At 61.1% G+C, this 25,407-nt stretch carries 21 protein-coding genes, 5 tRNA genes and 1 riboswitch; all 26 genes read left to right on the top strand.

The genetic code is table 11. The features are described 5' to 3' along the window. The first annotated feature begins 57 nt into the window (after window positions 1-57). The 26 genes from lysS (at window position 58) to ACOYJL_RS06185 (ending at window position 25,403) form a co-directional block, all read left to right on the top strand. On the top strand, window positions 58-2,274 hold the full coding sequence (lysS, locus tag ACOYJL_RS06310; protein WP_433569374.1) for a lysine--tRNA ligase: 2,217 nt from the start codon (window positions 58-60) through the stop codon (window positions 2,272-2,274). A 224-nt stretch (window positions 2,275-2,498) separates the two neighbouring features. Next, window positions 2,499-5,114, top strand: coding sequence for an ATP-dependent Clp protease ATP-binding subunit (locus ACOYJL_RS06305; protein WP_433569373.1), 2,616 nt, complete (start codon window positions 2,499-2,501; stop codon window positions 5,112-5,114). 88 nt (window positions 5,115-5,202) lie between these two features. Further along, entirely contained in the window at window positions 5,203-6,279 is a 1,077-nt protein-coding gene (gene disA, locus ACOYJL_RS06300) for a DNA integrity scanning diadenylate cyclase DisA (protein ID WP_433569372.1), read from the top strand. After that, window positions 6,276-7,100 (top strand): 2-C-methyl-D-erythritol 4-phosphate cytidylyltransferase, encoded by an 825-nt coding sequence (ispD, locus tag ACOYJL_RS06295; RefSeq protein WP_433569371.1) that lies wholly within the window; start codon window positions 6,276-6,278, stop codon window positions 7,098-7,100. The genes disA and ispD overlap by 4 nt, the downstream gene beginning before the upstream one ends. Before the next feature lies 1 nt (window position 7,101). Beyond that, window positions 7,102-7,590 (top strand): 2-C-methyl-D-erythritol 2,4-cyclodiphosphate synthase, encoded by a 489-nt coding sequence (gene ispF, locus ACOYJL_RS06290; RefSeq protein ID WP_433569370.1) that lies wholly within the window; start codon window positions 7,102-7,104, stop codon window positions 7,588-7,590. A gap of 445 nt (window positions 7,591-8,035) precedes the next feature. Beyond that, on the top strand, window positions 8,036-9,013 hold the full coding sequence (locus tag ACOYJL_RS06285; RefSeq protein ID WP_433569369.1) for a hypothetical protein: 978 nt from the start codon (window positions 8,036-8,038) through the stop codon (window positions 9,011-9,013). A gap of 175 nt (window positions 9,014-9,188) precedes the next feature. Further along, window positions 9,189-10,655, top strand: coding sequence for a cysteine--tRNA ligase (gene cysS, locus ACOYJL_RS06280; RefSeq protein WP_433569368.1), 1,467 nt, complete (start codon window positions 9,189-9,191; stop codon window positions 10,653-10,655). 8 nt (window positions 10,656-10,663) lie between these two features. Next, window positions 10,664-11,635 carry a 23S rRNA (guanosine(2251)-2'-O)-methyltransferase RlmB gene (gene rlmB, locus ACOYJL_RS06275; protein ID WP_433569366.1) on the top strand — a complete coding sequence of 324 codons (972 nt, stop codon included), beginning with the start codon at window positions 10,664-10,666 and terminating at the stop codon, window positions 11,633-11,635. Continuing rightward, window positions 11,628-12,221, top strand: coding sequence for an NYN domain-containing protein (locus ACOYJL_RS06270; protein WP_433569364.1), 594 nt, complete (start codon window positions 11,628-11,630; stop codon window positions 12,219-12,221). The genes rlmB and ACOYJL_RS06270 overlap by 8 nt, the downstream gene beginning before the upstream one ends. Window positions 12,222-12,301: 80 nt before the next feature. Next, window positions 12,302-12,366, top strand: a riboswitch (guanidine-III (ykkC-III) riboswitch). A 29-nt stretch (window positions 12,367-12,395) separates the two neighbouring features. Then, window positions 12,396-12,713 carry a DMT family transporter gene (locus ACOYJL_RS06265; protein ID WP_433569363.1) on the top strand — a complete coding sequence of 106 codons (318 nt, stop codon included), beginning with the start codon at window positions 12,396-12,398 and terminating at the stop codon, window positions 12,711-12,713. A 90-nt stretch (window positions 12,714-12,803) separates the two neighbouring features. Further along, window positions 12,804-12,878 (top strand) — tRNA-Thr (locus ACOYJL_RS06260). Window positions 12,879-13,044: 166 nt separating this feature from the next. Further along, a complete protein-coding gene (locus tag ACOYJL_RS06255) occupies window positions 13,045-14,439 on the top strand; it encodes an aminopeptidase (RefSeq protein ID WP_433569362.1) in 1,395 nt (464 codons plus the stop codon). A 298-nt stretch (window positions 14,440-14,737) separates the two neighbouring features. Further along, window positions 14,738-14,821: transfer RNA gene (locus ACOYJL_RS06250), tRNA-Tyr, on the top strand. A gap of 1 nt (window position 14,822) precedes the next feature. Further along, window positions 14,823-14,898 (top strand) — tRNA-Thr (locus ACOYJL_RS06245). Window positions 14,899-14,918: 20 nt separating this feature from the next. Beyond that, window positions 14,919-14,995: transfer RNA gene (locus tag ACOYJL_RS06240), tRNA-Met, on the top strand. A gap of 100 nt (window positions 14,996-15,095) precedes the next feature. Next, a complete protein-coding gene (tuf, locus tag ACOYJL_RS06235; RefSeq protein WP_433569361.1) occupies window positions 15,096-16,301 on the top strand; it encodes an elongation factor Tu in 1,206 nt (401 codons plus the stop codon). Between the two features lie 56 nt (window positions 16,302-16,357). Continuing rightward, a complete protein-coding gene (gene rpmG / locus ACOYJL_RS06230; RefSeq protein ID WP_433569360.1) occupies window positions 16,358-16,672 on the top strand; it encodes a 50S ribosomal protein L33 in 315 nt (104 codons plus the stop codon). Between the two features lie 17 nt (window positions 16,673-16,689). After that, window positions 16,690-16,765, top strand: a tRNA-Trp gene (locus ACOYJL_RS06225). A gap of 69 nt (window positions 16,766-16,834) precedes the next feature. Beyond that, window positions 16,835-17,236 carry a preprotein translocase subunit SecE gene (gene secE, locus ACOYJL_RS06220; protein WP_433569359.1) on the top strand — a complete coding sequence of 134 codons (402 nt, stop codon included), beginning with the start codon at window positions 16,835-16,837 and terminating at the stop codon, window positions 17,234-17,236. 2 nt (window positions 17,237-17,238) lie between these two features. Beyond that, window positions 17,239-17,787: a transcription termination/antitermination protein NusG gene (gene nusG, locus ACOYJL_RS06215; protein ID WP_433569358.1), complete on the top strand. Its 549-nt coding sequence runs from the start codon at window positions 17,239-17,241 to the stop codon at window positions 17,785-17,787. Window positions 17,788-17,880: 93 nt separating this feature from the next. Then, window positions 17,881-18,315 (top strand): 50S ribosomal protein L11, encoded by a 435-nt coding sequence (gene rplK / locus ACOYJL_RS06210; protein WP_433569357.1) that lies wholly within the window; start codon window positions 17,881-17,883, stop codon window positions 18,313-18,315. 120 nt (window positions 18,316-18,435) lie between these two features. Next, on the top strand, window positions 18,436-19,140 hold the full coding sequence (gene rplA, locus ACOYJL_RS06205; protein WP_433569356.1) for a 50S ribosomal protein L1: 705 nt from the start codon (window positions 18,436-18,438) through the stop codon (window positions 19,138-19,140). Window positions 19,141-19,500: 360 nt separating this feature from the next. Next, the gene (rplJ, locus tag ACOYJL_RS06200) at window positions 19,501-20,022 is read left to right on the top strand and encodes a 50S ribosomal protein L10 (protein ID WP_433569355.1); all 522 of its coding nucleotides are present in this window, start codon (window positions 19,501-19,503) and stop codon (window positions 20,020-20,022) included. Between the two features lie 73 nt (window positions 20,023-20,095). Beyond that, complete coding sequence (gene rplL / locus ACOYJL_RS06195; protein ID WP_433569354.1) at window positions 20,096-20,476, top strand: 50S ribosomal protein L7/L12; 381 nt, start codon at window positions 20,096-20,098, stop codon at window positions 20,474-20,476. 237 nt (window positions 20,477-20,713) lie between these two features. Next, window positions 20,714-21,541 carry an alpha/beta hydrolase gene (locus ACOYJL_RS06190; protein ID WP_433569353.1) on the top strand — a complete coding sequence of 276 codons (828 nt, stop codon included), beginning with the start codon at window positions 20,714-20,716 and terminating at the stop codon, window positions 21,539-21,541. Window positions 21,542-21,866: 325 nt separating this feature from the next. Then, window positions 21,867-25,403 carry a DNA-directed RNA polymerase subunit beta gene (locus tag ACOYJL_RS06185; RefSeq protein ID WP_433569352.1) on the top strand — a complete coding sequence of 1,179 codons (3,537 nt, stop codon included), beginning with the start codon at window positions 21,867-21,869 and terminating at the stop codon, window positions 25,401-25,403. The last annotated feature ends 4 nt before the right edge of the window (window positions 25,404-25,407 follow it).

The following is a 25,407-nucleotide window of genomic DNA, read 5'->3' as shown; positions in this document are numbered from 1 at the left end:
ATTGAGACGAACTATGCGCGCAAAACGCGCTGCCGCAAGCATCAGCAAGGAGCATCAATGTCAGACCAGAACGCACGCCCCACCGACGAGAGGACCCAGCGCCGCGCACGCCGCCAGGCCCTTATCAACGAGGGGGTCAACCCCTATCCGATTAACTCGACCGTCACGGCGCATGCTGCCGAGCTCGAGGAGAAGTACGCGTCTTTGGAGGACGGCGGCTCGACCGATGACGTCGTCTCCGTTGCCGGTCGCATCCGCGCGCTCCGTCGCCAGGGCAAGGTCGCTTTCGTGGTGGTTGAGGACGTCTCTGGTCAGATTCAGCTCTTCTGCCGGAAGGGCGTTCTGGACGATGCCAGCTGGAATCTCGTTTCGCAGCTTGACTTGGGCGACATCGTGGACGCCACCGGTGCCGTCATTCGCACGCGTCGCGGCCAGCTGTCCGTCTCTCCCACTACGCTCACGATGCTTTCTAAGTCTCTTCGCCCGCTGCCCGAGAAGTTCCACGGCCTGACCGACCGCGAGATTCGCTATCGCCAGCGCTATCTTGACCTGATCATGAATCCCGACGTGCGCGAGACGTTCCGCAAGCGCAGCCAGATCATCTCGACCATCCGCCGCTACATGGAGTCCCAGGGCTACCTCGAGGTTGAGACCCCGATGATGCACCAGATTCTGGGCGGCGCAAACGCAAAGCCGTTCGTCACGCACTTCAATGCGCTGGACTGCGACTTCTACCTGCGCATCGCCACCGAGCTGCCCCTAAAGCGCCTGATCGTGGGCGGGATGGAGCGCGTCTTTGAGATTGGTCGCCAGTTCAGAAACGAGGGCATGGACCTCACGCACAACCCCGAGTTCACCTCGATGGAGGCCTACTGCGCCTACTCAAACCTGCAGGGCATGAAGGAGCTCACGCAGAGCCTCTTCCAGACCATCGCTCGCGAGTGCTGCGGCTGCGAGCCCGGCCATGAGGTCATCACCTACCAGGGCCAGACCGTCGACATGTCTGGAACCTGGCGCTCGGTGTCCCTCTCGGACGTTGCGTCCGAGGTCGTGGGAGAGCACATCGACATGGACACGCCCGTCGAGCACCTTCGCGAGCTCTGCCAGGCAAACGGCATCGAGTGGCAGGAAGGCTGGGGGGCCGGGAAGCTCCTGTTTGAGCTCTATGACGAGCTGGGCGAGAAGACCATCGTGGACCCCACCTTTGTCTGCGACTATCCAGAGGAGGTCAGCCCGCTCTCCAAGCGCAAGGACGAGGACCCGCGCCTGACCGACCGCTTTGAGCTGGTCATCTGCGGCAACGAGTACGCCAACGCCTTCTCCGAGCTCAACGACCCCGTCGACCAGGCCGGTCGCTTCGCCGAGCAGGTTGCCGCCAAGGACTTCGACGACGAGGCAATGGGCTACGACTACGACTACGTGCGCGCCCTTGAGTATGGCATGCCTCCCGCGGGCGGCATCGGCTATGGCATCGACCGCATGATCATGCTCTTCTGCGACCAGGCCTCCATCCGCGACGTCCTGCTCTTCCCGCAGATGAAGCCCGAGCACATCACCAAGGCGGACATCGCCTCGCAGCTTCCCGACAGCACAGACAACGCCGCGGCCTCCGTTGACGCCATCGTCGCCGACGCCGAGGCGGGGGCCTCTGCCGAGGCGTCCCCCGAGACCAAGCGCCTTGAGAGCGGCCTTACCCGCGACCAGGCCTTCGACCTGCTCAAGAAGTACAACGAGGACCCATTCCACATCCAGCATGGCGAGACCCTCGAGGGGCTCATGCGCTACTATGCCGAGAAGTACGACCCTGAAAACGTCGACTTCTGGGGTCAGGTCGGCCTTCTCCACGACCTTGACTGGGAAAAGTTCCAAGACCCGGTGCAGCACACCGTGAAGGCCGGCGAGCTCATTCGCGAGGCGGGCGGCTCCGAGGAGCTCGTCCATGCCATCCAGACGCACAACTCCGACAACAACCCCGACCTTCCCGCGCCGGAGAGCAAGATGGAGTGCGTGCTCTATGCGTGCGACGAGCTTTCCGGTCTTATCCAGGCGGCAATTCTCATGCGCCCGAGCAAGTCGGTCATGGACTTCGAGGTGAAGTCGCTCAAGAAGAAGTTCAAGGACAAGCGCTTTGCTGCAGGCTGCAGCCGCGACGTGATTCGCCATGGCGCCGAGCTCAACGACATGGAGCTCGACGAGCTTTTTGCAAGCGTGATCGAGGCCATGAAGGCCATCGCGCCAGACCGTGACGAGTGGCTGGCGTCGCATCCCGAGTAGGGGTCTTGAGCTGCAAGAACGCTGTTCAGAAAGATGATATGGTCCCAAGCGCCAACTGAGGCGGGAGAAGGCGGGGCGGTCGCTCGAGCGGCTGTCCCGCTTTTGTCCATCCTGTTTCCTCGTGTTTGTGGCGGCGTCATCCTGGGTAACAGACAGTCAAACACACGACGCCCAGCGCGCCTGACCATTTTCTTGGCGGGGCGCGCTGGCACTGAGGAGACAGCATGTTTGAGAAGTTCACTGAGCAAGCACGAAAGGTGATGAGTCTTGCCCAAGAAGAGGCGCGTGGACTGGGCCAAATGTATGTCGGCACGGAGCACCTGCTTCTCGCCCTCATCAAGGAGGGAGACGGCATTGCCGCCAAGGCCTTGGCAGAGCTCGACGTCACCTACGACGAGACGCTTGCAACGGTCAAGTCGCTCTCGCAGAGCGAGTCCGAGCCTACGCCAGGCGGCCATATCCCCTTCACGCCGCGTGCAAAGCGCGTGCTTGAGGATGCCTATCGCGAGGCCATGACCCACGGGCAGTCCTACATCTCGACCGAGCACCTGCTTCTGGGCATCGTTGCCGAAGGCAACGGGCGCGCCATGGATGCGCTGCGCACCATGGGCGTCTCCGGCGATGCCGTGCGCCATACGGTGCAGGAGCTTATGGAGAAGGACTCCAGCCAGCAGAACCAAGGCGCAGCGCCTGCAGGCGACATGCGCCCCGAGGGCATGGGCATGCCCTTCATGGGACAGCAGGCCTCCTCTTCGGGCGACTCCGAGGGCTCGATGCTCGAGAAGTACGGCCGCAACCTCACCAAGCTCGCCTCAGAGGGCAAGCTTGACCCGGTGCTTAACCGCGACCGCGAGATCGAGCGCGTGATGCAGGTGCTGGCACGCCGTCAGAAGAACAACCCCCTCATCCTGGGCGACCCAGGCGTCGGCAAGACGGCCATCGTCGAGGGGCTGGCGCAGCTGATCGCCTCGGGCAACGTGCCTGACATTCTCCGCGGAAAGCAGATTTGGACGCTTGACGTGGCATCTCTCGTCGCAGGCTCGAAGTACCGCGGCGAGTTTGAGGAGCGCATGAAGAAGGTCATCACCGAGGTGGAGGAATCCAAGAACGACATCCTCTTCATCGATGAGATCCACACCATCATCGGCGCAGGCTCTGCCGAGGGCTCCATCGACGCCGCCTCTATTCTCAAGCCGCCTCTCTCTCGTGGCGAGATCCAGGTGATCGGCGCCACCACGGCGGAGGAGTACCGCAAGCATATCGAGAAGGACTCCGCCTTCGAGCGCAGGTTCCAGCCCGTTAACATCGGCGAGCCCAGCATCGAGGACACCCTGCAGATCCTGCATGGCCTGCAGAGCCGCTATGAGGAGCACCATCACGTTCACTACACCGAGGATGCCCTGAAGGCGGCCGTCACGCTGGCCGACCGTTACATCCAAGACCGCTTCCTGCCCGACAAGGCCATCGACGTCATTGACGAGGCCGGTGCCCGCACCCGCGTGCACAAGACCACGCTTCCCCCTGAGATCGCGCAGACTGACGCGGACCTCGAGAGCGTGCGCAAGCAGAAGTCGGAAGCGGCACAGGCTCAGGAGTTTGAGCTCGCTGCTCACCTGCGCGACCAGGAGAAGGAGCTTATCGCCAAGCGCGACCAGCTTGAGCAGGAGTGGCACGACAAGCTCAACCAGAACGTGGTGACCGTCGACGTCGACGACATCGCCGACGTGGTCTCCTCGATCACGGGCGTGCCCGTCTCCAACCTCACCGAGGCCGAGTCCTCAAAGCTGCTGCGTTGCGAGGAAGTGCTCCACCAGCGCGTCATCGGTCAGGACGAGGCTGTCTCCAAGGTTGCTCGCGCCATCCGTCGCAGCCGCTCTCCGCTCAAGGACCCGCGTCGCCCCGGCGGCTCGTTCATCTTCCTGGGCCCCTCTGGCGTAGGCAAGACCGAGCTCGCCAAGGCGCTTGCCGAGTTCCTGTTTGGCAGCGAGGACGCGCTCATCACCTTCGACATGTCTGAGTTCATAGAGAAGCACACCGTCTCCAAGCTGGTCGGTGCTCCTCCTGGATACGTGGGCTACGACGAGGGCGGCGAGCTCACCAAGGCCGTTCGCAGGCGCCCGTACTCGGTGGTCCTGTTCGACGAGATCGAGAAGGCCCATCCTGACGTCTTCAACATCCTTCTCCAGATTCTGGACGAGGGCAGGCTCACGGATGGCCAGGGTCGTCACGTCGACTTCTCCAACACGGTCATCATCATGACTTCCAACATCGGCGCTCGCGACATCGCCCAGACCAACACGATGGGCTTCTCCGCGTCGGGTGCCAACGGTCTCTCTGACAAGGAGATCAAGAGCCGCGTGATGTCTGAGCTCAAGAAGCTCTTCCGTCCTGAGTTCTTGAACCGCGTGGACGAGATCGTGGTCTTCAAGTCGCTGACCTCCGAGCAGCTCCGCGGCATCGTTGAGCTCATGGTTGCCGACCTGCGCGATCGCCTCATTGCCAATAACATGTCCATCGAGCTCTCCGACGCCGCGCGCGACTTTGTCGCCAAGAAGGGAACCGATCCCATCTACGGCGCTCGACCGCTCCGTCGCGCCATCCAAACGCTCATCGAGGACCCGCTCTCCGAGGAGATGCTCGAGGGCAAGTGGGTCTCGGGCGACATCATCAAGGTGGACGTATCCGAAGATGGGGAGAGCTTGTCCTTCTCCAAGGGCACGGGCGAGATTCCCGCTCCCCGCAAGCATGAGCATCTGGAGCAGCCGCAGGCGAGCGACCATTGGACCCCCGACGCCGCCCCCTCGCCAAGAGTTGATGGCTTGGCCGCGTCCGGAGAGTAAGTCACGCTAAGCGCCTTTGCCCGCTATACTCAACGTAGTGTCATTTGCCGGCCCGCTCCTGCGGGCCGGCTCTCACAAGGAGCGCTTTATGGATTCTGCCAATCGTAGTGACAAGACGCCTACCGACGCCAGAATTGAGACGGCCGTCAAGATGACCGCGCCAGGTACCGCCTTACGTAAGGCGCTCGACATGATCATCGCCGGTCACCTCGGGGCCCTGATCTGTGTCGGTGACACGGAAAATGTGCTCGCCGCCGGCGCCGATGGCTTTGCACTTGACGTCTCGTTCACGGCCAACCGCCTGTTCGAGCTTTGCAAGATGGACGGCGCCGTCATTATCGATAAGGACCTCACGCGCATCGTGCGGGCAAACTATCACCTGAACCCCGACCCATCATTGCCAACAACCGAGACGGGCACGCGCCATCGAACGGCCGCGCGCATGAGCCTTCTGACCAGCGCCATGGTCATCTCCGTCTCCGAGCGTCGCTCAGTGGTCAATGTCTACATCGATGGCCATGGTTTCCAGCTGCAGCCGGTGTCGGAGCTCATGTCCGTGGTGAACCAGCTGACCGCCGCCATGCAGAACACGCGCTCCCAGCTTGACCGCAGCCTGCAGCACCTGACGAGCCTTGAGCTTGATAACTTCGTCACGCTTGGCGACGTCGTGAACGTGTTCTACCTCTTTGAGGTGCTCATGACCGCCGGAGAAGAGCTTGATCGCTGCATCTTCCAGTTGGGCACCGATGGAAGAATCACCGAGATGCAGCGCGAGGAATTTATCGGAGGCATGGACGAGGAATATACGCTCACCATCCGTGACTATGCAAAGGACTCATCGGAGGAGAGCGCTCGCGCCATCCGAAAGAAGTTCCATGAGATGGCGAACTCGCAGCTGCGCTCCGCAAAGACCGTTGCAAAGACACTGGGCTATGACGAGTCGTGGACTGAGGACACCATCATGACTCCTCTTGGCCTGCGCACGCTTTCTCGTGTCTCTGTCATCCGCGAGGGCATGGCAGACAAGATCGTCGACGAGTACGGATCTCTTCAGGAGGTTCTTGAGGCTGCCGAAGACGACTCCTCCAAGCTGGGCGAGATGGGCGTCTCCAATCCTGGCGCCCTTGCCAATAGCCTGCATCGTATGTGGGGGAATGGGGAATGAGCGCGCGTCAGTCATGCCAGACATGCCCGGCCGTCGCCCCGCAGAAGGTCGGCAGCAACGGCGGCGCGCCCGACACCGTCGCCATCATCGTTGCCGGTGGCCTTGGGCTTCGCTTTGGCGACCCGCATGGCAAACAGTACGTGGAGCTCTGCGGCCTTCCGTTGATGGCATGGCCGATCCTTGCTTTCGATCATGCTCCCTCAATTGCGCATATCGTGGTTGTGTGTGCGCCCGAGCGAGCCGCCGAGGTCGAAAAAGACGTGCTTGGCAGGCTTACGCTGAGAAAGCCCATCACGCTCGCGCCGTCGGGCGATACGCGCCAGCGCTCCGTCTATAACGGTCTTTCCGCAATGCCGCGCGGCTATGAGTTCGTCTCGGTGCATGACGCGGCGCGGCCGCTCATCGAGACTGAGGTCATTGAGGAAGTGCTTGCGCACCTGCGCGTTGACAAGACGCTGGCCGGAGCCATCTGCGCCTCGCGCTGCATGAACACGCTCAAGCTCGCAGAGAATGGCGTTATTGTTGCGACGCCCGACCGCGACTTCTACTGGGAGGCACAGACGCCGCAGTCTTTCCGTACTCGCGCGCTTGTCGCTGCGCATAAGTCGGCAGCGTGGGAGGGGTACCAGGGCACCGACGACGCCTCGCTTGTCGAGCGCCATGGCGGTCGCGTGCTCTGCGTCGAATCTCCGCGCGACAACCTTAAGGTGACGGTGCCGGAGGACTTGGCCATCGCCAGCGCCATCTTGGAGCAGCGATTGGTGGACGCCTGCGGTGCCGAAGACGGCTCCTTCGGTCCTCATGACAAGACGGGAGAATAACGTGAGCGCAGCTCTGAGGGTTGGCCATGGGTATGACGTGCACGCTTTCTGCGAGGGACGACCGCTCATCTTGGGCGGTGTCAACGTGCCGAGCGAACGCGGACTCGACGGTCACTCGGATGCTGACGTGCTCGTCCATGCGCTCATGGACGCGATTCTCGGAGCCATGCGCGCGGGGGACATCGGGCAGCTCTTTCCCGACACCGACCCTGCCTATGAGGGCGCGGACTCGCTCGTCCTTCTCTCTGAGGTCATGATGCTCGCGCGCGAGCGGGGATACCAGCTGGTGGATGCCGACTGCACCATTGCTGCGCAGGAGCCCAGACTGGCTCCGTATCGCGAGCAGATGAGGCAGAACATGGCAAAGGCCATGGGCGTGCCGGTGGAGTCCGTGGGCGTGAAGGCTACGACTACGGAGCACCTAGGATTTGTGGGCCGCAAGGAGGGTATAGAGGCCTGGTCCGTGGCGCTTATGCTGAAGACGCGCTAGCGGTAAACGAGCGGCCCACGCCCGAACGATTCCGCCACATATTGCGCTTTTCTCGCCAGCAGTTTGTGGTTTGTGGTCAAATTCCCAAACTTGAAAAAAGCTCTCAAAAAATGTCGCCATTTTTGGCGGCATTTTGTTATTTACCTGCGAAAACGTAACTAAAAGAGTGAATAATTCTTCTTGGAGTTACGAATTTCTGGTGTTCTTGGCGTGCAGAGCAATCGGAGACTTTGCGGGAGCTTTATGGGCACCTGAAACCGGGTTTACCCTGTGTTTGCACTCAGGCGGACCTTTTGCCCGAGTTGAAAACCGGATAGGCCGCGCACGATCTACCACGCACCTGTACCACTGCACCATCGCACTACGCGCCATCACATTGCAGCTCATTCGCGCTCGCCGCAGAAGGCGGCGTCGCACTACCCGCGCGGCCGGGAGGGAAAACAACATGCATACGCTCGAAGGGGACGGCTGTGCCGCCCTCGCCACCTGCGCGCAAAAAGCCCCTCGTACTTTGCGTGCCGCGTTTTTCTCAGTCGTCGCAGCATTGGTCAGCATCGCGCTCATGCTTTCGCTGAGCATTTCAACTGCCTCTGCGGCGACGCTTGACGAGACGCTCGAGGATTCAGTCTTCGTGAACGAGCCAGGCAGCACTGGCATGTGCACCATCTATGCAGCAACCAACATGCTTCGCCGTGCGGCCCTTCTCAACGGAGACTCCTCGTGGGATTCGATCACCACGTCGTCAATCCCCAGCTCAGGAGGCCTTTCGTGGAGCTTTACGGTGAGCACTGGCAACGCGACGTACTCCGTTGCCCATGGCTACCTCACGGGATCCACCGAGGAGGAGAAGGCGTCCGAGCTCAAGGCGCTTCTCGACGAGAATCCCGCGGGCATCGTGCTCTACGCCGAGACGAGCAATCCCCATGCGGTGACGCTGCTTGGCTACGACGAGGACTCGGGCACCTTCATCGCGCACGACTCGCTGACTGGCGAGACCTCATCGCTCGACGAATGCGTTACCGTGCGCGTGGCCAATGCGACGGCGTACTGGTACGTGACCAGCGACGTTGCTGATCCTGACCCGAGCTCGCTGTCGAGCGCAACCATTACGGTTGATGACGCGATCTATTCGGGCGAGACGGTAACGCCCGAGGTCACGGTGACGCTTGGCTCCACGACGCTCGAAGAGGGCACCGACTATACCGTGAGCTTCGAGAACAACGACGAGCCTGGCGTCGCTACCGTTACGGTTACCGGAACGGGCAGCTACACGGGTTCGGCGAGCGCGACCTTTGAGATTTCAGATGGCGTACAGGTTCTGACGGCGCGCCTCTCGAGCACAGCGGACACTACCGCAACGGAGACCGCAACCGCATCGCAGAACCTGACCTCTGGCCTGGCGACCTCGACGGTCTCTGCTTAGCGGGCCTGCGATCAACTCCCGCCCTTCCTTCCTTGCCCCCTCTTCGCCCCGTTTACGCAGGTGCGAGGAGGGGGTGCCCTTTTTGCGCGGTGAGCTCGGCTCGCCGGCGCAAGGGATGCGCATGGTGCTGCTACAATGCCTGTACTTATGCACGCAGCACCAAGGGAGTGACGCCATGCAGGTATACAACACCCAGACGCACCGCAAGCAGGAGCTTAAGTCAATAGAGCCCGGCAAGATTCGCATGTATGTCTGCGGTCCTACCGTCTACGACCAGATTCACATCGGCAACGCTCGCACGTTCCTCTCGTTTGACGTGATTCGTCGCTACCTCATGTACAAGGGCTACGAGGTCACCTTCGCGCAGAACCTGACCGACGTGGACGACAAGATCATCAACCGCGCAAACGAGGAGGGGCGCACGGCCGCCGAGGTGGCCGAGGAGTACTCCAACGCCTTCATCGAGCAGATGCACCGCTTTGGCATCCTCGACCCCGACATCCGCCCGCGCGCCACGCAAGAGATCGCCGCCATGCAGGAGATGATCCAGACCCTGATCGACCAGGGCTACGCATACGCTGCGGACAACGGGGACGTGTACTTCTCGGTGCGCTCCGACCCCGAGTACGGCATCCTTTCCGGCCGCAACCTCGACCAGCTGCGCGCCGGCGAGCGCGTTGAGGTCAACGACGAGAAGCGCGACCCGTTCGACTTCGCGCTCTGGAAGGCCGCCAAGCCCGGCGAGCCCAGCTGGCCAAGCCCCTGGGGCGAAGGCCGCCCCGGATGGCACACCGAGTGCTGTGCCATGATCCACCGCTACCTTGGCACGCCAATCGACATCCACGGCGGTGGCGCTGACCTGGTGTTCCCGCACCATGAGAACGAGACCGCCCAGGCGAGCTGCGCCTGGCACAAGCCGCTTGCCAACCTATGGATGCACACGGGGATGCTGCGCGTTGATGGCGAGAAGATGTCCAAGAGCCTGGGCAACTTCTACACGCTCAAAGAGGTCCTGGACAAGTACCCCGCAGACGCCGTGCGCCTGCTGATGCTCCAGACCCACTACCGTGCGCCGCTCGACTTCTCGTTCGACCGCCTGGACGGCACCGTCGGCACGCTGGAGCGCATGCGCACCTGCGTGAAGAACCTGCGCTGGGCTGCCGAGAAGGGCAATGCAGCCACCACTGACGCGGGCTCTACGCTGGGCGCGGCCTGCGAAGAAGCCAAGGTCGAGTTCTGCCGTCAGATGGATGACGACTTCAACACCGCTGGAGGCTTGGCGGCGATCTTCTCGCTGGTCACGGCTGCCAACACCTTCCTTGCAAGCGGCGAGGGCTCAACTGACGCCACCGCAGCAACGCGCGCTGCCGACCTGATCGTTGAGCTTTGCGGCGTGTTGGGAATCACTCCCGAAGCGCAGGAGGAGCAGGGTCTTCCTCACGAGCTTGTGGACCTTGCCGCGCGGTATGCCGGATACACGGGCGATTCTGCGGACGAGGCCGCCGACGTCCTGATCAAGGCTCGCCAGGATGCGCGGTCGCAGAAGAACTGGGCGCTCGCCGACGGCATCCGAGATGCCATCACCGGCCTTGGCCTGGTGCTCGAGGACACGGCTGCGGGCTGCCGCCTGCGCAGGCCGTAGGAGGTATCGTGGCACGCGGACAACGGCAGGGGAAGGCGGCTTCCGGACGCGGCCGCTCCGGCAACGGCGGTCGTAACGGCAACAGTGGCCGTCGCCCCCAATTTCAAGGACACAAGCAGAAGAGCTCCCGTGACATGCGCGACGGCGGGTCCCGCTCGCAGCGCAGCGAATCCCGCGGAGCGAAGCGCTCTGCCCTGACGGCAAAGCAGAGACGTCCGGTCTCCGACCTCATCGAGGGCCGCCGCGCGGTCGCGGAAGCACTCGATGCGGGCATACCGCTGAAGAGCGCCTTCGTCCAGGACTCGCTGGCGGATTCCGACAGCGCGCTCTCTTCGCTCGTCCGCCGCCTGGACGGCGAAGGCGTGCCGGTGGAGACCGTGCCCCGCTCGCGTCTTGACCAGCTGTCAAGCCATGGCGCGCACCAGGGCATCGTCGTGCGCACGCGCCCCTTCGAGTATGCGAGCGTGGAAGACGTGATTGCCGCGGCGGGGGAGGGCGATGCGCTCGTCGTCGTTCTCGACCACGTGACCGACGAGGGAAACTTCGGTGCCATCGTGCGCTCTGCCGAGGTCGTTGGCGCAGCGGGTGTTGTGATTGCCAACACGCGCGCCGCAACCGTTGGCGTGGGGGCCTACAAGACCTCTGCAGGCGCGGTGCTGCACATCCCCATAGCGCAGGTCCCCAATCTTCCTCGTGCCATTGACCAGCTCAAAGAGGCGGGATTCTGGGCGTGCGCCGCGACCGAGCATGCCGAGCAAGACGTGTGGAGCGCGCCTTTGGGCGGTCGCCTCGCCTTGGTGATGGGCTCCGAGGGAGAAGGAATCTCTCGCTTGGTGCTTGACCACTGCGACTTTGGCGCTCGCCTTCCGCAGCGCGGGCGCGTCGAGTCGCTGAACGTGGCTCAGGCCGCAACGGTCATGTGCTACGAGTGGCTTCGCCGCGTGAGCCAGAAGGGCGAGGGGGCAGAGCTCGATGGCTAAGCGCGCCCATTTGCCGCTCCTGGTCGTCGATGGATACAACGTCATTCACGGCACCACTCGCTACAAGGAGCTTATCGACGAGCATGCCGGCTCGGGCGCGCTGTCCGATGTGGCCCACCTGTCTCGAGACCCCTACGGCCACGATCCCTTTGGCCGTGCTCGAGAGGCGCTTATCGCGGACGTGGCCGCCTATGCGCAGCACAGCTATGACCCCATCGTTGTCTTTGACGCTGCCGGCAACCTCTCTGACGAGCGTCCCGATTGGAGCACCGCGGGCGTGCGCGTGGTCTTCTCGCGCACCGGAGAGTCGGCAGACACGGTGATCGAGCGCCTGGTTACCGAGGCACGCCACGCCGAGCGCGAAGTCCTTCTCGTGACCTCTGACAACACGATTCGCTACACCGTGGGCGGGATTCCCGTGACCACGGTCTCGAGCAGGCTACTTGCGGCCGATATCGACCTGGTCAACCAGAGCGTGGAAGTGGCGCGCGAAGAGAGGGGAGGCGGCTCGCATATGGCGCTTGGCGACCGCCTAGATCCCGAGACGCGCGAAAAGATCGACCGCTTGCTTGGGAGAAAGCCTTAGCCTGCGGTCGTGTGGGCACTTGCGAAAGGCGGGCATGCCCCTTTATTGGAGAATCTCTCTCATTGCCTAGTTCTGCTAGAATCGCGCTTGGTTCTAGAGCCCCTGACGATGGCTGCCGTACCAGGAAAAGAAAAGACGGCGCACTGTACAAACCCATCGTCGAAGGGAATTGCTATGAGCTGGATTGTGCTTGCCGCATCGGGCTGCATGGAGGCTGTCTGGGCGATTGCGCTCGGTCTTTCCGAGGGGTTCTCCAAGCCCGTGCCCACCATCGTGTTTCTTGCCGCTCTTATCGCGAGCATGCTGGGCCTCTCGTTTGCTGTCAGGTCCATTCCTACGGGTACCGCTTATTCGGTGTGGGTTGGCATCGGCGCGGCGCTTACGGTTATCTATGGCATGATCACTGGCGCCGAGCCTGCAACACCTGCAAGGGTCCTTCTGATTGCGGGGCTCGTGGCGTGCGTGGTCGGTCTGAAGCTTGTGTCGGAGTAGGCTCTTGGCATTTTGTTCGAAGCGAATCGTCAATTAGAGCCGACGAGGCGTGCTAGATTTGTCTGAAAACGCTATCATGGCTTCACCGATGCCGGTATGGCTCAATGGCAGAGCAACGGTTTTGTAAACCGTGGGTTGTGGGTTCGACTCCCTCTACCGGCTCCACGGCAAAGCAGCAGGTCAACCACTATGAAATGGCTGACCTGCTTTTTTATGCCCCAAGCTCCGTTCGCGCGACTCTCGTTGGCCTAGGGCGTTTGTGGGTACGATGCCATGCGGAAGGTCCCATCTGACAATCCGTAACGGAAAAATCCGAAAGGGAAGGGGAGCCATGGAAAGACCCTGCGCGTGGGAGCGCTACAACGACGTCCAGCTTGCACAGCTGGATAGCCTGACTGGCGACTATCGGCAGTTCATCTCTGACAACAAGACGGAACGAGAGTTCTGCGCCTCGTCGATCGAGCTTGCCAAGAAGGCTGGCTACCAAGACCTAAACGAGCTCATTTCCGCTGGCTCGCAGCTCAAGCCCGGAGACAAGGTCTACGTCTCCAATCGCGGCAAGGCACTGCTGCTTGCGTGCATCGGCACCTCTCCGCTCACGGATGGCGTCAACATTCTGGGAGCCCATATAGACTCTCCGCGCCTCGACGTGAAGCAGAACCCGCTCGAGGTTAAAAACGAGCTTGCGACGCTCGACACCCACTACTACGGCGGAATCAAGAAGTACCAGTGGGTCACCATGCCGCTTGCCATGCACGGCGTCGTCGCGAAGAAGGACGGCAGCGTCGTGCCCGTGCGCATCGGCGAGGCGGAGGACGACCCGGTCTTCGTCGTAAGCGACCTGCTCATCCATCTCGCGCGCAAGCAGCTTGACAAGAAGGGCTCCGACGTGATTGAGGGCGAGCTTCTCGACGTGATTGTGGGCAACCGCCCGCTGGTCATGAAGGGCGAGAAGAAGGATGGGGACGACCCCGTGCGCGCTGGCGTGCTCAAGATCTTGTCTGAGCGCCTGGGCATCGAGGAGGAAGACTTCCTCTCGGCAGAGCTCGAGATCGTTCCTGCGGGCCGCGCCCGCGACCTTGGCCTCGACCGCTCGATGATCTTGGGGTATGGCCACGACGACCGCTCGTGCGCCTACCCGAGCCTTCGCGCGCAGCTTGACTGCCAGACTCCCCAGCGCACCGCCGTCACGCTGCTTGTCGACAAGGAAGAGATTGGCTCCGTAGGCGCAACGGGTATGCACAGCCGCTTTTTCGAAGACACGATGGCCGAGATTCTGGAGCTTGCTGGCGAGAAGGGCGACCTTGCCCTGCGTCGCTGCCTCCGCCGCTCTCGCATGCTCTCAAGCGACGTCTCCGCGGCGTATGACCCCTCTTATGCCGACGCCTTTGACCCCAAGAACGCGGCCTATCTGGGCCATGGCCTTGCGTTCAACAAGTTCACGGGCTCGAATGGCAAGGCCGGATCGAACGATGCCGACGCAGAATACGTGGCGCTCATCCGTCGCTGCATGGACGACGCAGGCGTCGCCTTCCAGACCTGCGAGCTTGGCCGGGTAGACGCTGGCGGAGGTGGAACCATTGCCTACATCCTGGCAAACTATGGGATGCAGGTGATAGACTGCGGCGTGCCCGTGCTCAGCATGCACTCTCCCTGGGAGGTCGTCAGCAAGGCTGACGTCTATGAAGCCTATCGTGGCTATCAGGCCTTCCTTGCTCTTGCGTAGGAACATCTGGTAACGAAAGAGACAACTTGGCGCCGGAAGATGACTTCTGGCGCCAAAATTCTTTATCAGCCATTGCAATTTTTGTGACAATGAAAAATATCTCCGGCTCCATCTGCGGTCAGAAGGCTACCGTCTGCCCAGCATTTGAGGGGTGTCTCCACAATCTACCTGCAGATATGCAGAAAATTTGAGATAGAGACGCCCGGGAGCGGGGTAAGCGTTGACAGGAACTTTTTGTGGACGTACTATTTCCTCCGCTTGCAGGGGTTACTGTCCTTGCGGCGCTTGAAAACAGAATGGGGATGTGGCACAGCGGCAACTGCGGCGGACTGTAAATCCGCTCCTTCTAGGTTCCTTGGTTCGAGTCCAAGCATCCCCACCATGCCCGTGTAGCTCAGTCGGTAGAGCACTTCGTTGGTAACGAAGAGGTCACCGGTTCGAATCCGGTCGCGGGCTCCATTTTCAAGCTCGGCTCCAATGCCGGTGTAGCTCAGCTGGTTAGAGCACGCGGCTCATACCCGCGATGTCACTGGTTCGAATCCAGTCACCGGTACCAGAGTTCTTGCAGCTAACGGCTGCTGAACATATAGCACGTTGCGTTTTTGCCCAGTAACTGTGGAATGGCCCAGAGGGTTGTTTCCAGAAGGAGGATGGCTATGGCCAAGGAGAAGTTCGATCGTTCTAAGCCGCATGTAAACATTGGTACGATTGGTCACGTTGACCACGGTAAGACCACCCTGACCGCTGCCATCACGAAGGTCCTCTCCGAGCAGGAGGGCTGCAAGGCCAACTACACTGCCTTCGAGAACATCGACAAGGCACCCGAGGAGCGTCAGCGCGGCATCACCATTTCTGTTGCTCACGTCGAGTACGAGACCTGGGAGCGCCACTACGCTCACGTCGACTGCCCTGGCCACGCCGACTACGTCAAGAACATGATTTCCGGCGCTGCTCAGATGGACGGCGCTATCCTGGTCATCGCTGCTACCGATGGTCCTATGGCTCAGACTCGTGAGCACATCCTGCTCGCCCGTCAGGTCGGCGTTAAGTACATCATCGTCTTCCTGAACAAGTGCGACATGGTCGACGACGAGGAGCTCATCGACCTGGTCGAGATGGAGACCCGTGACCTTCTGTCTGAGTACGGCTTCCCCGGAGACGAGATTCCTATCATCCGCGGCTCTGCACTCGGCGCCCTCAATGGCGAGCAGAAGTGGGTTGACTCCGTCGTCGAGCTCATGCACACCGTTGACTCCTACATCCCCACGCCTCAGCGCGACAACGAGAAGCCGTTCCTGATGGCCATCGAGGATGTTATGACCATCTCTGGCCGTGGCACGGTCGTTACCGGTCGTGTCGAGCGCGGCGAGCTCAAGCTCAACGAGCCTGTCGAGATCGTCGGTCTTAAGGACACCCAGACGTCCACCGCAACCGGCATCGAGATGTTCCGCAAGACGCTGGACTTCTGCGAGGCTGGCGACAACGTGGGCATCCTGCTTCGTGGCATCAAGCGCGAGGACGTCGAGCGTGGTCAGGTCCTCTGCAAGCCTGGCACCGTTACCCCGCACAAGGAGTTCACGGGCGAGATTTACGTTCTGACCAAGGAGGAGGGCGGCCGTCACACCCCGTTCTTCTCGGGCTATCGTCCGCAGTTCTACTTCCGCACCACCGATGTCACCGGCGACATCACCGAGCTCACCGACTCCAACGGCACCAAGGTTGAGATGGCTATGCCTGGCGACCACGTCACCATCCACTGCACGCTCATCCACCCGATCGCCATGGAGGAGGGCCTGCGCTTCGCAATCCGCGAGGGCGGCCACACCGTCGGCGATGGCCGTGTTGCCAGCATCATCGACTAGTACTTTGTACTAAGTAGCTTTCAGACCCGGCGCTCGCCTGAGCGCCGGGTTATTTTATGCAAGCGGACTTCCGGCTGTCATTGGTATTCGCGACGAAAAATTGTGTATGTCGCGTGGTCAAGTGGGTTATTGTTGACAGGGTGCCGGCGACGGTGATAGTGTCTAACACCGCGCCATCTTCGAGGATGGCCTCGAAGTCCAATGGTGTTTCAGGAGGATTCATGCGTACACTGGTTACCCTTGCATGCACTGAGTGCAAGCGTCGCAATTACACGACCACTAAGAACAAGTCCAACAACCCCGATCGTATGGAGTTGAAGAAATATTGTCCTTGGTGCCACAAGCACACTCTTCACCGCGAGACCCGCTAAAATAGGTGGGTCAATACAGGCCAGTAGCTCCAATGGTAGAGCGGCGGTCTCCAAAACCGTTTGTTGAGGGTTCGAGTCCTTCCTGGCCTGCCAGATTTTCCCACCGGCTTTCCCTTCGGGGTTAGCCGGTTTCCATGTAGGTGCCAATTTAGGAGTTAGCGAATGCCGAACAAGGACCGTAACAAGAGAAGCGTCCGTAAGGCGCGCCAGGAAGAGCGTGCGCGTCGTGACGCCGCTCGCGAGGCCTCTCAGCCTTCCTCTAACTCTAATGAGAAGGGCACCAAGTCTGACAAGGAAGCTGCCAAGACCCCTGCTAAGTCCTCGAAGGACACCAAGGCCAAAAAGGACAGCAGCAAGAAGAAGCCGGGTCTTATTACCCGCTTCAAGAACTACGTTGCCGACGTGAAGGTCGAGATGCATCGTGTGGTCTGGCCCTCCAAGCAGGAGCTTCGCAACTACTCTGTCGCCGTTATCGTGTCGCTCGTAGTTGTAGGCGTCGTTCTTTGGCTGGTTGATACCGGCATCGTCGCCCTTCTCGCCGGTTACACGAGTCTGGGGGCGTAACGATGGCTAAGCGTTGGTATGTCATTCACACCTATTCTGGATATGAGAACAAGGTCAAGACTGACCTTGAGCATCGTATCGAGACGTATGGCATGCAGGACAAGATTGTCGACATCAAGATTCCGACCGAGGAGGTCACCGAGGTCAAAGATGGCGGCAAGCGCGAGACCAAGGAGTCCAAGGTCTTCCCGAGCTATGTCCTCGTGCGCATGGAGGTAGACGATAATAGCTGGGCCGTCGTTCGCAATACGCCCGGCGTTACCGGCTTTGTCGGTCTCGACGGCAAGCCTACTCCGCTTCGCCGCGACGAGTTTGACAAGATCATGCGTCGCTCTGGAGAGCGCACCACCACCAATGTGATGCCCAAGCGCACCACCACCAACATTGAGCCCGGGCAGTCCGTCAAGGTGCTCTCGGGTCCTCTGGCAGACTTTGACGGTCAGGTGTCGGAGGTCAATGCCGAGTCTGGCAAGGTGAAGGTCCTGCTCACCATCTTTGGTCGCGAGACGCCCGTCGAGCTCACGATCGATCAGGTTTCCGTCATTAGCTAGAGACTTCTTCCTGTTCTCGTATCGGTGAGGATTGCTTCTCGAGGGCAGGCTCGAAGATAGTTCGATTCAATTTGTTCGCATCAGGAGGAGACAATGCCCGCAAAGAAGAAGGTTGTCCACTTCATTAAGCTTCAGATTCCTGCCGGTCAGGCTAACCCTGCGCCTCCCGTTGGTCCTGCCCTGGGTGCTGCTCAGGTCAACATCATGCAGTTCTGCCAGGCCTTCAACGCAGCGACCAAGGACAAGGCTGGCGACATCATCCCTGTCGAGATCACGGTCTATGAGGATCGTTCCTTCGACTTCATCACCAAGACCCCTCCCGCGGCCCAGCTGATCAAGAAGGAGCTTGGCCTTAAGAGCGGCTCTGGCGTCCCTCAGCGCGACAAGGTTGGCCAGCTCACGCAGGAGCAGCTTACCAAGATCGCTGAGATCAAGATGCCGGACCTCAACGCCAACGACATCGAGGCCGCCAAGAAGATCGTCGCAGGCACCGCTCGCTCGATGGGCGTCACCATCGCCGAGGCTTAAAGCCTTTACGCACCATTGGCACCACCGCCCGAACCCGTCGGGCGTCTCTCTGAAGTGGCGAGTATTCGCCAATCATATGTGGGAGGGCGCAAGCCCGCTGACCACAGGAGGTAAGAAAGCATGCCTAAGCACGGCAAGAAGTACAACGCAGCTGACGCCAAGGTCGACAGCAGCAAGCTCTACACCCCCAAGGAGGCCATGACCCTCGTCAAGGAGCTCGCCGGCGCTAAGTTCGACGAGACCGTCGAGGTCGCCATCCGCCTGGGCGTCGACACCCGCAAGGCCGACCAGAACGTCCGTGGCTCCATCTCGCTGCCTCACGGCACCGGCAAGACCGTCCGCGTCGCCGTTTTCGCCGAGGGCGAGAAGGCTCGTGAGGCCGAGGCTGCTGGCGCTGACATCGTCGGCTCCGATGACCTCGTCAAGCAGATTCAGGATGGCGAGCTTAACTTCGACGCTGCCATCGCAACCCCCAACATGATGGCCAAGGTTGGTCGCCTCGGTCGTATCCTCGGTCCTCGTGGCCTCATGCCGAACCCCAAGCTCGGCACCGTCACCATGGATGTCGAGAAGATGGTCAAGGAGCTCAAGGCTGGTCGTGTTGAGTACCGTGCCGACCGCTACGGCATCTGCCATGTTCCCATGGGCAAGGCTTCCTTCGAGGTCCAGGACCTCGTTGAGAACTACGGCGCCCTCTACACCGAGCTTCTCCGCGTGAAGCCCTCGAGCGCCAAGGGCCGTTACGTCAAGTCGATCGTCGTCTCCAGCACGATGGGTCCTGGCGTCAAGATTGACCCCTCCGTCACGCGCGCCTTCATGGACTAGCGCCACAGGCATTTCTCTTTGTGAATCGATAGAAGCCGCGTCCTCTCACCGGGACGCGGCTTTTTGCATTCCATGGAAGAACGTGGAGGTTTGTGGGAGGAGAGCATCACGCTTGACCTGATGATGAGTTCGTATAGACTAGTCAATTGCTGGACTTCAGGTCCAGCATAGATTGCACGTTCGCTGCCAGAGACAGCCGGTGCTCGCAAGAGCCTAAGGGGATGCTTTCCCGCCTGCCGAGGTGGTACTCAGAGCTTGTCGCCTTGAGGCCCCGCCTGGCTTGCCGGACGGGGCCTTTGCTATGCAAGGGTCCGCCCGCGTGGCGTTCGTGCCCGACCATAGCATGAAGGAGGTGTAACAATGCCCGCACAGTCCAAGATCGACATGCTCGAGAAGGTCAACGCTTCACTCGACCAGGCTCAGGGCCTTTTTGTCGTCGACTACCGCGGCCTGTCCGTCAAGGAAGCCCAGGAGGTTCGCCGCGCGCTTCGCGATGCTGGTGCCCAGATGAAGGTGTACAAGAACAACATCGTCAAGATCGCGCTCAAGAACGCCGACATGCCCAACATTGACGACATGCTCTCAGGCACCTGCGCCTACGTGTTCTATGACAAGGACCCCGTCGAGGCCGCTAAGGTCTTGAAGGACGAGTCTAAGAAGCTCAACAAGATGGAGGTTCTCGGCGGCATCGTCGAGGGCAAGGCCATCGACGCCGATACCGCCAAGGCCTACGCAGACCTTCCGTCTCGCGATCAGCTCATCGCTCAGCTCGTGTTCGTCATGGCAAGCCCGCTTTCCGGCATCGCACAGGTGTGCGCTGGTCCCGCAAGGGGTCTGGTCACCGCGCTTTCCGCGCTCAAGGACCAGAAGGAAGCAGCGTAACGCGTCCGCGTTTCGCATCGTTAGAAACTCATAAGGGCGCGTGCGCGTGCCCCGACCTAAAAGGAGAATTGAAATGGCCGTTACCAAGGAAGAGATCGTTGAGGCCCTCAAGGAGATGCCCGCACTCGAGCTCGCTGACCTCGTTCACGAGCTGGAGGACGTCTTTGGCGTTTCCGCCGCTGCACCCGTCGCCGTCGCCGCTGCTCCTGCAGCTGGCGCAGAGGCCCCCGCTGAGGAGGAGAAGACGAACTTCGACGTCGTCCTCGAGTCCTTCGGCGCCAACAAGATTGCCGTCATCAAGGTTGTCCGCACGATGACCAACCTGGGCCTCAAGGAGGCCAAGGACCTCGTCGAGAGCGCTCCTAAGGCTATCCTCGAGGGTGCCAAGAAGGAGGACGCCGAGGCTGCCAAGGCCAAGCTCGAGGAGGCTGGCGCCACCGTCACCCTGAAGTAACTTCAGGCATTTCGGCTGCACTTCTGAAGGGTCGGGCTTTCGGGTCCGGCCCTTTTTTGCGCGCAGCTTGGTCTTCCAGATTCGAGCTCTGTGCATCCGTACGCTTGCGAGGGCGCTTCATCCATCTGCGTAGCAAATGGCGGCAAAGCGCCGCCTGCGCGGTATACAAGAGATGTCTGGCTGCATGCGCAGCGGCTTCTTGCCGGAGCTTCCGGCGCCTCTCGAAAGGGGTCTCAGATGGCTGAGGAGTACACGTTCCAAACGTTTGATGGCATCAACCTCTATGGAAAGACCGATGCGGTTGCCAAGCCCCGTGCTGCCGTTGTGATTGTCCACGGGCTTTGCGAACACCAGGGTCGCTATGACTATCTGACGATGCGCCTGAACGCACAGGGCTACTCGGTCTATCGCTTTGACCACAGGGGGCATGGCAAGAGCGAAGGCACAAAGGTCTACTACAGCGCATACGACGAGATTGCCAAGGACACCGACGTCGTCGTCGATCGCGCGCTTTCCGAGAACCCCGATATCCCCGTTTTCATGCTCGGGCATAGCATGGGAGGCTACGGCGCAGCTCTCTATGGCCACCTGCATCCCAAGAAGGTGGCAGGATATGTGCTCTCAGGCGCCTGGACGCGCGACAACGGCAAGCTCGGCCAGAACGTGATTGAGCAGTGCAAGGACATGGATGATCTGGACTACGTTCCCAACCAGCTGGGCGATGGCGTCTGCTCGGATCCGTCGGTGGGGGAGCGCTATATGGCAGACCCGCTTGTCATGAAGCAGATGTCGGTCGGGCTCTTCCGCGCGTTGCACAACGGTCATGTTTTCATGCGCGAGAACCCGCAGCTATTCGTCGACCCCGTTCTCATTCTGCATGGTGGAGCAGACGGGCTTGTCTCACCAAAGGACAGCCTTGAGCTCTTTGACACCATCGCGTCGAAGGACAAGAGCCTGCGCATCTACTCCGGCCTGATGCACGAGATATTCAACGAGTACGACAAGGACGCCGTGATTGCCGACGCTCTCGCCTGGCTGAACGCTCGCGCTCCGCAGGTTCGCTAAGCTCGACCTGGGCCCCATGACCTGCAGCGATGCGGCCGTGGGGCTTTTTCTCTATCGAAAGCGATGAGTGACCATTTTTCAGGCGCAAAGCACCGAGAAAAAATTCCCTTCTGATGGCGAGACGCGCCATTTCAGAGGGAATATGCTGATTTTGTAGAGAATTTTGAAATAGGAAAAATAATTCCGCCGATTTTGTGGAGAAAAACGAACTCTACCGGCTTTCACCCTAAAAGTCAAGGCTTTTTATTGACGCAAAGAAACGCCTTGTCTAAATTACTAGTTTGCGACAAAAGCCGCCTTCCACCCGCTAAGGAGGAAAAGCACGGTGCCTACCGCAAAGACTTCCAACACTAAACCGCAAGTCACCCGTCAACGCAAGAGCTTTAGCAAGATTCCGCCTGCTATGGAGCTCCCGAACCTGATTTCCGTCCAGAAGGAGTCGTTCGAGCGCTTCATGACCGAGGGCATCGCCGAGTCCTTTGCCGAATTCTCTCCCATTGAGAATTCCGCCGGGACAATGGCCGTCACCTTCGGAGAGCACCAGTTTGGCGATCCGTCCCATACGCTCGCCGAGTGCCGCGCCAAGGACCTTTCCTACCAGGCTCCTCTCTTTGTCGACGTGCGCTTCGTCAACAAGGAGACGGGCGAGATCAAAGAGCAGCTCGTCTTTATGGGCGACCTCCCGCTTATGACCGACCGCGGCACCTTCGTGATCAATGGCACGGAGCGCGTCGTTGTCTCTCAGCTCGTCCGCTCGCCTGGCGTCTACTTCGCCGAGGAGATGGACTCTGGCGTGCAGATTCATCGTGCGCAGTTCATCCCCGCCCGCGGGGCATGGCTCGAGTTCGAGGTCGACAAGCGCGGCCATCTGGTGGTCTCCATCGACCGCAAGCGTCGCCAGAGCGCAACGGTGTTCCTGCGCGCCCTCGGCATTGCCGAGACCGATGACGAGATCCTTTCGCTGCTTGGCGATTCCGAGGTCGTTCGCTCCACGATCGAGCGCGACGTCGCAACCACCCGCGAGGATGCGCTTCTCGAGATCTATCGTCGCCAGCGCCCAGGCGAGCCGCCTACCGTCGACTCCGCTCGTTCGCTGCTCGACGGTCTCTACTTCAACCCACAGCGCTACGACCTCGCCCGCGTTGGTCGCTACAAGGTCAACAAGAAGCTCGAGCTTGATGTTGCCGATGACGTCCGCGTCCTCACCGAGGAGGACATCGTCTCCGCGCTGCGCTACCTGCTGGCGCTCCACGAGGGCGACGACACCAAGCACACCGACGACATCGACCACTTTGGCAACCGTCGCGTCCGCACTGTCGGCGAGCTGGTCCAGAACCAGTTCCGCATCGGTCTCTCGCGCATGGAGCGCGTCGTGCGCGAGCGCATGGCCTCTCAGGACGTCGACGACATCACGCCGCAGTCGCTGATCAACATCCGCCCGATTGTGGCGTCCATCAAGGAGTTCTACGGCTCTTCGCAGCTCTCCCAGTTCATGGACCAGTCCAACCCGCTTGCAGGCCTCACGCACAAGCGTCGTCTGTCCGCGCTCGGCCCTGGCGGCCTTGCTGGCCACAAGTCTGGCTCCAGCCGCCGCACCAACGTCCCGACGGCCGTGCGTGACGTCCACAACTCCCACTACTCTCGCATGTGCCCGATCGAGACCCCAGAGGGCCCCAACATCGGACTCATCGGCTCTCTGGCGCTCTATGCCCACGTCAACAAGTACGGCTTCATCGAGGCCCCGTACCGCAAGGTCGCTGACGGCAAGGTTACCGATGAGATCGTGTGGATGACGGCTGACGAGGAGGAGAACCACAACATCGCCCCTGCCAACACGCCCTACGACCCCAAGACCAGGGAGTTCGTTGCGCGCGACTCCAAGGGCAACCTCTTCACTCCCGACCGCGTCATTGCTCGTACGCGCGACTTCGACGGCACCTTCGGAGCTCCTGCCCAGGTAGACGTCGAAGACGTCGACTACATGGACGTCTCGCCGCGCCAGATGCTCTCCGTGGCGGCTAACCTGATTCCGTTCCTCGAGCACGACGACGCAAAGCGTACCCTCATGGGCGCTAACATGCAGCGCCAGGCTGTTCCTCTGATTCGCAGCCACGCTCCTTACGTCGGAACTGGCATGGAGGCTCGCGCCGCCCTTGACTCCGGCGAGCTCATCTGCGCTGCGCACGAGGGCACCATCGAGGAGGTCGACGCCGCTCACGTGGTGGTCTACTCCGACGAGCATGGCGCCGAGCGCTATGACCTGCCCAAGTACCAGCGCTCCAACCAGAGCACCTGCATCAACCACCGCCCGATCGTGCACGTGGGCGATCATGTCGAGGCAGGCCAGCCGCTTGCTGACGGAACCTCGATCGACCACTCCGAGCTCGCGCTGGGCACTAACCTCACCGTGGCCTATATGCCGTGGGAGGGCTACAACTACGAGGACGGCATCATCGTCTCCGAGCGCGTCGTGCAGGAGGACCTGCTGACCTCGGTCAACATCTCCCGTCACGAGATCGATGCCCGTGACACCAAGCTCGGTCCCGAGGAGATCACCCGCGAGATCCCGAACCAGTCCGAGGAGATGCTCGCCAACCTGGACGACGACGGCATTATCCGCATCGGCGCCGAGGTCGGTCCTGGCGACATCCTGGTAGGCAAGGTCACGCCTAAGGGCGAGACTGCGCTTACCGCAGAGGAGCGCCTGCTCCGCGCAATCTTTGGCGCCAAGGCCCACGACGTCCGCGACACCTCGCTGAAGATGCCTCACGGTGCCTACGGCCGCGTTGTCGACATCGTGCGCTTCAGCCGAGAGGCTGGCGACGACCTCCCGCCTGGAGTCAACGAGCTCGTCCGCGTCTTCGTCGCTCAGCGCCGCAAGATCCAGCAGGGCGACAAGATCTCTGGTCGCCACGGCAACAAGGGCGTCGTCTGCAAGGTTCTGCCCGTTGAGGACATGCCTTACATGGCTGACGGCACCCCCATCGACGTCCTTCTCGACCCGCTGGGCGTGCCCTCCCGTATGAACGTCGGCCAGCTGCTCGAGTGCCACCTGGGCTGGGCTGCCGCTCACGGCTGGGACGACACTACGGACAACTCCAAGGAGTACGTGCCCGGTCCCGTCTACGTCTCGACGCCCGTCTTTGACGGCGCGAGCGACGACGAGGTCGCAGAGGTCATCCGCCGCACCAACATCAACCTCATGAACAAGGCCATGCGCGACTACGGCGACCACATGAACGCCGCCTTCGTGCCGCAGCTGAACGAGCGCGGAAAGACCACCCTCTACGACGGTCGCACCGGCGAGGCTTTCAAGAGCCCCATCACCGTGGGAACGAGCTACATCCTCAAGCTCGGTCACATGGTGGACGACAAGATCCACGCACGCTCGACCGGCCCGTACAGCCTGGTTACCCAGCAGCCGCTGGGCGGCAAGGCGCAGTTCGGCGGCCAGCGCTTCGGCGAGATGGAGGTCTGGGCTCTGTACGCGTACGGCGCAGCCAACGTCCTCCACGAGATGATGACCGTGAAGTCTGACGACACCAACGGCCGCGTCAAGACCTACGAGGCCATCGTCAAGGGCGAGAACGTGCCCGAGCCGGGCATCCCCGAGTCCTTCAAGGTTCTCGTGAAGGAGATGCGCTCCCTTGCCCTCGACATCGAGCCGATCTCCTACCACAAGAAGGCAGAGAAGGTCGAGCCCGCTTCCACCGAGGCCGAGCAGGACGAGAAGAAGCCCGAGGACTCCGTGGACGTGTTCGCCAAAATCAACACGACCGACGACCTCATGCACGGCCTTGCCAAGGACCTTGGCGAGGACGACGAGTCTCTCGTGAGCAACGAGAACAGCGATAAGGAGTAGCGAC

Origin of the sequence: Tractidigestivibacter sp. (assembly GCF_050946515.1) — a bacterium.
Classification (GTDB): domain Bacteria; phylum Actinomycetota; class Coriobacteriia; order Coriobacteriales; family Atopobiaceae; genus Tractidigestivibacter.
This window is presented reverse-complemented; position numbering and strand designations above follow the sequence as displayed.

Coding starts and splice junctions, on each gene's coding strand:
- rplL (WP_433569354.1), top strand. CDS start 20,096: ATGGCCGTTACCAAGGAAGAGATCGTTGAGGCCCTCAAGGAGATGCCC.
- secE (WP_433569359.1), top strand. CDS start 16,835: ATGCCGAACAAGGACCGTAACAAGAGAAGCGTCCGTAAGGCGCGCCAG.
- ACOYJL_RS06285 (WP_433569369.1), top strand. CDS start 8,036: ATGCATACGCTCGAAGGGGACGGCTGTGCCGCCCTCGCCACCTGCGCG.
- rplA (WP_433569356.1), top strand. CDS start 18,436: ATGCCTAAGCACGGCAAGAAGTACAACGCAGCTGACGCCAAGGTCGAC.
- tuf (WP_433569361.1), top strand. CDS start 15,096: ATGGCCAAGGAGAAGTTCGATCGTTCTAAGCCGCATGTAAACATTGGT.
- ispD (WP_433569371.1), top strand. CDS start 6,276: ATGAGCGCGCGTCAGTCATGCCAGACATGCCCGGCCGTCGCCCCGCAG.
- ACOYJL_RS06270 (WP_433569364.1), top strand. CDS start 11,628: ATGGCTAAGCGCGCCCATTTGCCGCTCCTGGTCGTCGATGGATACAAC.
- ACOYJL_RS06255 (WP_433569362.1), top strand. CDS start 13,045: ATGGAAAGACCCTGCGCGTGGGAGCGCTACAACGACGTCCAGCTTGCA.
- rplJ (WP_433569355.1), top strand. CDS start 19,501: ATGCCCGCACAGTCCAAGATCGACATGCTCGAGAAGGTCAACGCTTCA.
- ACOYJL_RS06265 (WP_433569363.1), top strand. CDS start 12,396: ATGAGCTGGATTGTGCTTGCCGCATCGGGCTGCATGGAGGCTGTCTGG.
- ACOYJL_RS06190 (WP_433569353.1), top strand. CDS start 20,714: ATGGCTGAGGAGTACACGTTCCAAACGTTTGATGGCATCAACCTCTAT.
- rplK (WP_433569357.1), top strand. CDS start 17,881: ATGCCCGCAAAGAAGAAGGTTGTCCACTTCATTAAGCTTCAGATTCCT.
- disA (WP_433569372.1), top strand. CDS start 5,203: ATGGATTCTGCCAATCGTAGTGACAAGACGCCTACCGACGCCAGAATT.
- lysS (WP_433569374.1), top strand. CDS start 58: ATGTCAGACCAGAACGCACGCCCCACCGACGAGAGGACCCAGCGCCGC.
- nusG (WP_433569358.1), top strand. CDS start 17,239: ATGGCTAAGCGTTGGTATGTCATTCACACCTATTCTGGATATGAGAAC.
- rpmG (WP_433569360.1), top strand. CDS start 16,358: ATGCAAGCGGACTTCCGGCTGTCATTGGTATTCGCGACGAAAAATTGT.
- cysS (WP_433569368.1), top strand. CDS start 9,189: ATGCAGGTATACAACACCCAGACGCACCGCAAGCAGGAGCTTAAGTCA.
- ACOYJL_RS06305 (WP_433569373.1), top strand. CDS start 2,499: ATGTTTGAGAAGTTCACTGAGCAAGCACGAAAGGTGATGAGTCTTGCC.